2 protein-coding genes are annotated in these 6,179 nt (G+C 72.5%); both read right to left on the bottom strand.

All coding sequences use genetic code 11. The features are described from left to right. Positions 1 to 1,744: type I polyketide synthase (locus ACF1CT_RS37275; RefSeq protein WP_391788477.1), on the bottom strand; the 1,744-nt coding region annotated here is incomplete at its 3' end. Positions 1,745 to 1,801: 57 nt separating this feature from the next. Next, positions 1,802 to 6,179 (bottom strand): SDR family NAD(P)-dependent oxidoreductase (locus tag ACF1CT_RS37270; protein WP_391788476.1); only part of this gene is annotated, 4,378 nt, incomplete at its 5' end.

Below are 6,179 nucleotides of genomic sequence, written 5' to 3'. Positions count from 1 at the left end.
GACCACCGACGACAGACCCCTGCACCACACCCGGCGCCATACCCTCGCCCGCAACCACCCCCAGACCCGCCAACAACTCCTCACGATCCGCGCCCCGGATCAACGCACGGTGGTCCAGGGCCGCGCGCGTCGTCGCCAGGGAGAGACCCACATCGGCGGGGCTCGGCGAGGACTGCTCCGTCAGGTGTGCCAGAAGCCTTTCCGCCTGAGCGCGCAGGGCCGCCGTGCTCTTGCCGGAAAGGACCCACGGCAGCACGTCCGACGTCGTCGTTCCGGGCTCGGTGGGCCGGTGTTCGGACTCCGTCCCGTCGGGTTCCTCGGCCGGGGCCTGTTCGATGATGGTGTGGGCGTTGGTGCCGCTGAAGCCGAAGGAGGACACGGCGGCCCGGCGCGGCCTGCCGGTCTCCGGCCACGGGGTGGTCTCGGTGAGCAGGGACACGGCGCCTGCCGACCAGTCCACGTGCGGGGTCGGCTCGTCGACGTGCAGGGTCTGCGGCAGCACCCCGTGTTCGATGGCCTTGACCATCTTGATGATGCCCGCGACACCGGCGGCGGCCTGGGTGTGGCCGATGTTCGACTTGATGGAGCCGAGATGGAGCGGCAGGTCGGCGGGGCGGTCCTGGCCGTAGGTGGCCAGCAGCGCCTGCGCCTCGATCGGGTCACCCAGCGTCGTCCCCGTGCCGTGCGCCTCGACGGCGTCGACATCGGCGGCCGAGAGCCTGCCGTTGGTGAGTGCCTGGTGGATGACCCGCTGCTGCGACGGGCCGTTGGGGGCCGTCAGGCCGTTGCTGGCGCCGTCCTGGTTGACGGCCGAGCCACGGACGACGGCAAGCACCTTGTGGCCGTTCTTCTGCGCGTCGGAAAGCCGTTCCACGAGGAGCATGCCGACGCCCTCGCCCCAGCCGGTGCCGTCGGCGGCGGCGGCGAACGGCTTGCAGCGGCCGTCGGCGGCCAGGCCGCGCTGCCGGCTGAACTCGGTGAACGTGGAGGGAGAGGCCATCACGGTGACGCCGCCGGCCAGGGCCAGCGAGCACTCGCCGGAGCGCAGCGCCTGCACCGCCATGTGCAGGGTCACCAGCGACGAGGAGCACGCGGTGTCGACGGTGACCGCCGGACCCTCCAGGCCGAAGACGTAGCTGACCCGGCCGGAGGCGATGGAGCCGGAACTGCCGGTGCCGAGGAAGCCCTCGACGCCCTCGGGCACGGACTCCAGCCGCGAGGTGTAGTCGTGGTACATGACACCGGCGAACACGCCGGTACGGCTGCCGCGCATCGAGGCCGGGTCGATGCCCGCGCGTTCGAACGCCTCCCAGGACGTCTCCAGCAGCAACCGCTGCTGCGGGTCCATGGCAAGGGCCTCACGCGGCGAGATCCCGAAGACGGCGGGGTCGAACGCCCCCGCGTCGTAGAGGAATCCGCCCTCGCTGACGTAGCTGGAGCCCCCCTGGTCGGGGTCGGCGTCGTAGAGCGTCTCGATGTCCCAGCCGCGGTCGGCCGGGAAGCCGGAGATCGCGTCCTCACCCGTCACGACCAGCCGCCACAGGTCCTCGGGGGTGCGCACCCCGCCGGGGTAGCGGCAGCTCATCGCGACAATGGCGATGGGCTCCTGGTGCCGGTCCTCGACCTCGCGGAGCCGACGGCGTGCCTGACGCAGGTCGGTCGTCGCCCGCTTGAGGTAGTCGCGGAGCTTGTCCTCGTTGTTCACGGCCGCGCCCCTGCTCCCAGCTGCGTCTTTGTTCACCATTGCCGTCGGCTCCTTGCGAAAGGGAAGGTCGTGCTCATCAGTTCAGGTCGCTCCCCTTCAGGAGGAGCCGAGTTCGTCGTCGAGCAGGTCGAACAGCTCGTCGTCGGTCGCCGCTTCGAGGTCGTCGCCCGTGTCGGCGTCGGCCGTCGCGTCCTGGGCGTCGTTCCACTTGGCCATCAGGGCCTGGAGGCGCATCGTGATCCGTGACCGGACCACACTGTCCTCGGCGGCATCGGCCAGCGCTGCTTCCAGCCTGTCGAGTTCGCCGAATACGGACGGTCCGCCGTCGCCGTCGACCGGTAGCGCCGCGCGCAAGTGGTCGGCGAGGGCGGCAGGGGTGGGGTAGTCGAAGATCAGCGTGGCGGGCAGCCGCAGACCGGTGGCCTTGCCCAGCCTGTTGCGCAGCTCCACCGCGGTGAGCGAGTCGAACCCCAACTCCTTGAAGGAGGAGCCCGATTCGATGGATCCCGCACCACCGTATCCGAGCACGGTGGCCACCTGGGAGCAGACCAGGTTGAGCAGGAAGCGGTCCCGCTCGGCCGCGGGCAGGCCCGCGAGGCGTTCGACGAGGCTCGTCTCCTCGGACGCGCCCGCGCCGCCGGCGGCGGCGCGCCGGACCGGGGTGCGGATGAGTCCGCGCAGCAGCGGGGCCACGCCGTTGGCCGACTCGGCGCGCAGCGCCGCGATGTCGAGTGCGGCCGGAATCAGCAGCGGGTGCCCGGACCGGCAGCCCACGTCGAAGAGTGCAAGGCCCTCCGCATGACCGAGCGCGCCCATGCTGCCGCGGTTCATGCGCTGCCGGTCGGTCTCGGCGAGCGTGGCCGCCATGCCGCCTTCGTCCTCCCACAGCCCCCAGGCCAGCGAGACGGCCGGACGGTGCTGGGCCCTGCGGTGATGGGCGAGGGCGTCCAGGAAGGCATTGGCCGCCGCGTAGTTGCCCTGGCCCGGGTTGCCGAAGACACCGGCGGCGGAGGAGTAGAGCACGAAGGCGGAGAGGTCCAGGTCCTCGGTCAGTTCGTGCAGGTTCCACGCCGCGTCCACCTTGGCGCGCAGCACTCGTGACAGGCGCTCCGGCGTGAGCGATCCGATGGTCCCGTCGTCCAGCGCACCGGCGACATGAACCACCCCGACGAGCGGGTGTCCGGACGGAATCCCGGCGAGGAGGGCGGCCAGCGCCTCACGGTCGGCCGCGTCGCACGCCGCCCAGACCGCCTCCGCCCCGGACTCGGCGAGTTCCGCGACGAGTTCCGCAGCGCCCTGCGCCTCGCCGCCGCGCCTACTGGTCAGCACCAGGTGACGCACACCGTGCTCGGCCACCAGGTGCCGGGCCACCAGACCGCCCAGCGTGCCACTCGCTCCCGTGACCAGGACCGTCCCCGCCGGGTCGAAGGCCGGGACAGCCTCCCCGGCAGGGCCGGACACCCGCGCGAGCCGGGGCGCGTGCCAGGCACCGTCGCGCAGGGCAAGCTGTGGTTCGTCGGTCGCCAGTACCCCGGGCAGGTGCCGCAGGGTGTCGGGGCCGTCCGCACCGTCGGTGTCGATGTCGACGAGGACGAACCGGCCAGGGTGTTCGGCCTGCGCGGATCGCACCAGGCCCCACACCGCGGCGTGCGTCAGGTCGTCGACCGATGCGGCATCGCCCACGGCCACGGCGCCGCGGGTCAGCAGCACCAGCCGGGAGTCGGCGAACCTCTCGTCGGTGACCCACTGCCGCACCGCTGTCAGCACCCGGCCGGTGACGGCATGCACCGCCGCCGCGACATCCCCGGCGGTGGCCAGGTCGGGCAGGCACGGCAACAGCACCACGTCCGGGGCCGCCGCACCGGTGTCGCTCGCCGCGGCGAGCGCGGACAGGTCCGCGTACGTCACGGTGTCGACACCTGCGGCTTCCAGTACGGCCGCCGCCTTCAGGTCGCCGCCGCCGAGGACCGCGTACGAACCGGCTTCCTCGGCCGCGTCGGCGGCCGGTGCGGGAAGCGCGGCCCAGTCGAGACGGAACAGCGATTCGTGGTGCCCGGCGTGGGTGGCCTTGAACTGGTCGGCGTCGAGCGGGCGGAGCGCGAGCGAGTCGACCGACGCGACCGGCGCGCCGCTCTCGTCGGTGACGGTCAGCGCCACCGCCCCCGGTCCGGCCGGGGACAGCCGCACCCGCAGCGCCGCGGCGCCGACGGCGTGCAGCCGTACCCCGTCCCACACGAACGGCAGCCGGGCCCGCCCGGTGTTCTCCTCGGTGTTCTCCTCGGTGTCCTTCCCGGTGTCCTTCCCGGTGTCCTTCTCCCCGTCCTTCTCGGCGTCGAAGAATCCTCCCAGGCCCACCGCGTGCAGCGCGGCATCGAACAGCGCCGGGTGCAGGCCATAGGCACGGGCGTCGCCGTGCTGTTCCTCGCCGAGCGCGACCTCGGCGAACACCTCGTCGCCGAGCCGCCAGGCAGCGCGCAGCCCCTGGAACACGGGTCCGTAGCCGAGGCCGAGGGCGGCAAAGGCATCGTAGAAGCCGTCGGTGTCGACCGTTTCGGCCCCGGCCGGGGGCCACTGCCCCGCTTCGGCCACGGGCGCGGCGGTTCCGGCGACCGCGAGGGTACCGGCAGCATGCCGGGTCCACGGGTCGTCGGCAGCGTCCTCGGGCCGGGAGTAGACGTTCAACGCGCGCCGGTCGACGGCCCCGTCGGGTTCACCGACGGTGATCCGCAGTTGGACACCGCCGCGCTCCGGGAGGATCAGCGGCGCTTCCAGCGTCAGTTCCTCCAGCAGATCGCAGCCGACCCGGTCGCCCGCCCGCACGGCAAGCTCCACCAGGGCGGTGCCTGGAAGCAGCACCGTGCCCATGACGGCGTGGTCCGCGAGCCACGGGTGGGTACGCAGTGAGAGACGTCCGGTGAACAGGCAGCCTTCGGAGTCGGGCAGGTCCACCGCCGCGCCCAGCAGCGGGTGGTCCGCCGTGCCCAGCCCGGCCGAGGCCACGTCCCCGGCGGCCCCGGCCGGGGCCTCCAGCCAGTAGCGCCGACGCTGGAACGGGTAGGTGGGCAGGCCGTCGATCCGACGGACCCCGGTGCCCGCGTGGAGGGCCGCCCAGTCCACCGGAACGCCCCGGGTGTGTGCCCGGGCCACGGCGGCGACCAGCGCCTCCGGCTCGGGGCGGCCGGCACGCAGAACGGCGGCGAACGCCGGACCGGTGGGGTCGATGACGCAGTCCTGTGCCATGGCGGTGAGTACTCCGTCGGGGCCGAGCTCGATGAAGGTGGTGACGTTCTGGGCTTCGAGCGCGCGGATGCCGTCGAGGAAGCGGACGGCCTCGCGGACGTGCCGCACCCAGAAGCCGGGGTCGGTAATCTCCTCGGCGGAGACCAGGTCACCGGTCAGGTTCGAGACGATCGGAATGCGCGGCGCCTCGTACGACAGCCCCTCCGCCACCTGACGGAAGGCGTCGAGCATGCCGTCCATGCGGGTCGAGTGGAACGCGTGCGAGACGGTGAGCCGCTTGGTCTTGCGGCCACGCGCCTCGAATGCTGCCGCGATCGCGAGAGCCGCGTCCTCGTCGCCCGCGATCACGACGGACGACGGGCCGTTCAGCGCGGCAATGCCGACACCCTCGGTCAGCAGCGGCGCCACCTCGTCCTCCGACGCCTGCACCGCCACCATCGCCCCACCGGACGGCAACTCCTGCATCAACCGCCCACGAGCCGCCACCAGTCGCGCCGCGTCCGCCAGAGAGAAGACCCCGGAGACATGCGCGGCGGCAAGCTCACCGATGGAATGCCCCGACAGGAAGTCCGGCCGCAGACCCCACGCCTCGACAAGACGGAACAACGCCACCTCGACCGCGAACAACGCGGGCTGCGTGAACCCGGTCCGGTCCAAGGGCTCGGCGTCGTCACCGAACACCACAGTCTTCAGAGGTTGCGGGAGGTGCGCGTCCAGCTCGTCACAGACCGCGTCCAAAGCCTCCGCGAACACCGGGTAGGCGGCATACAGCTCACGCCCCATGCCCAGCCGCTGGCTTCCCTGCCCCGTGAACAGGAAGGCGGTCCTACCACCGGCGACCGTGTCCTCGACCACAGTCGTGTTCGGCTCGCCGAGCGCCAGCGCCTCCAACCCCGCCGCCAGGGCGTCCCGGTCCGGAGCGACGACCACCGCACGGTGGTCGAGGGCGGTCCGGGTGGTCGCCAGCGAGAAAGCGAGGTCGGCCGGGGCGATGTCCGTGCGGTCGTCCAGGAAACGACGGAGGCGGTCGGCCTGGGCACGCAGCGCGTCGGCCGTCTTCGCCGAGATCGGCAACGACAGCACGGGCGGCGGCGTCGGGGCGGGCGCTGTCGCGTGGTTCTCGGTTTCGGTGGGGTTGCCGGCCGGTGCCTGCTCGATGATCGTGTGCGCGTTGGTACCGCTGAAGCCGAACGACGACACCGCGGCACGACGCGGACGCCCGGTCTCCGGCCAG

The sequence above is a fragment of the Streptomyces sp. NPDC014734 genome, from assembly GCF_043083325.1.
Taxonomy (GTDB): Bacteria; Actinomycetota; Actinomycetes; order Streptomycetales; family Streptomycetaceae; genus Streptomyces.
Note: the sequence above shows the minus strand (reverse complement) of the source record. Positions and strands in the feature narration are given on the sequence as shown.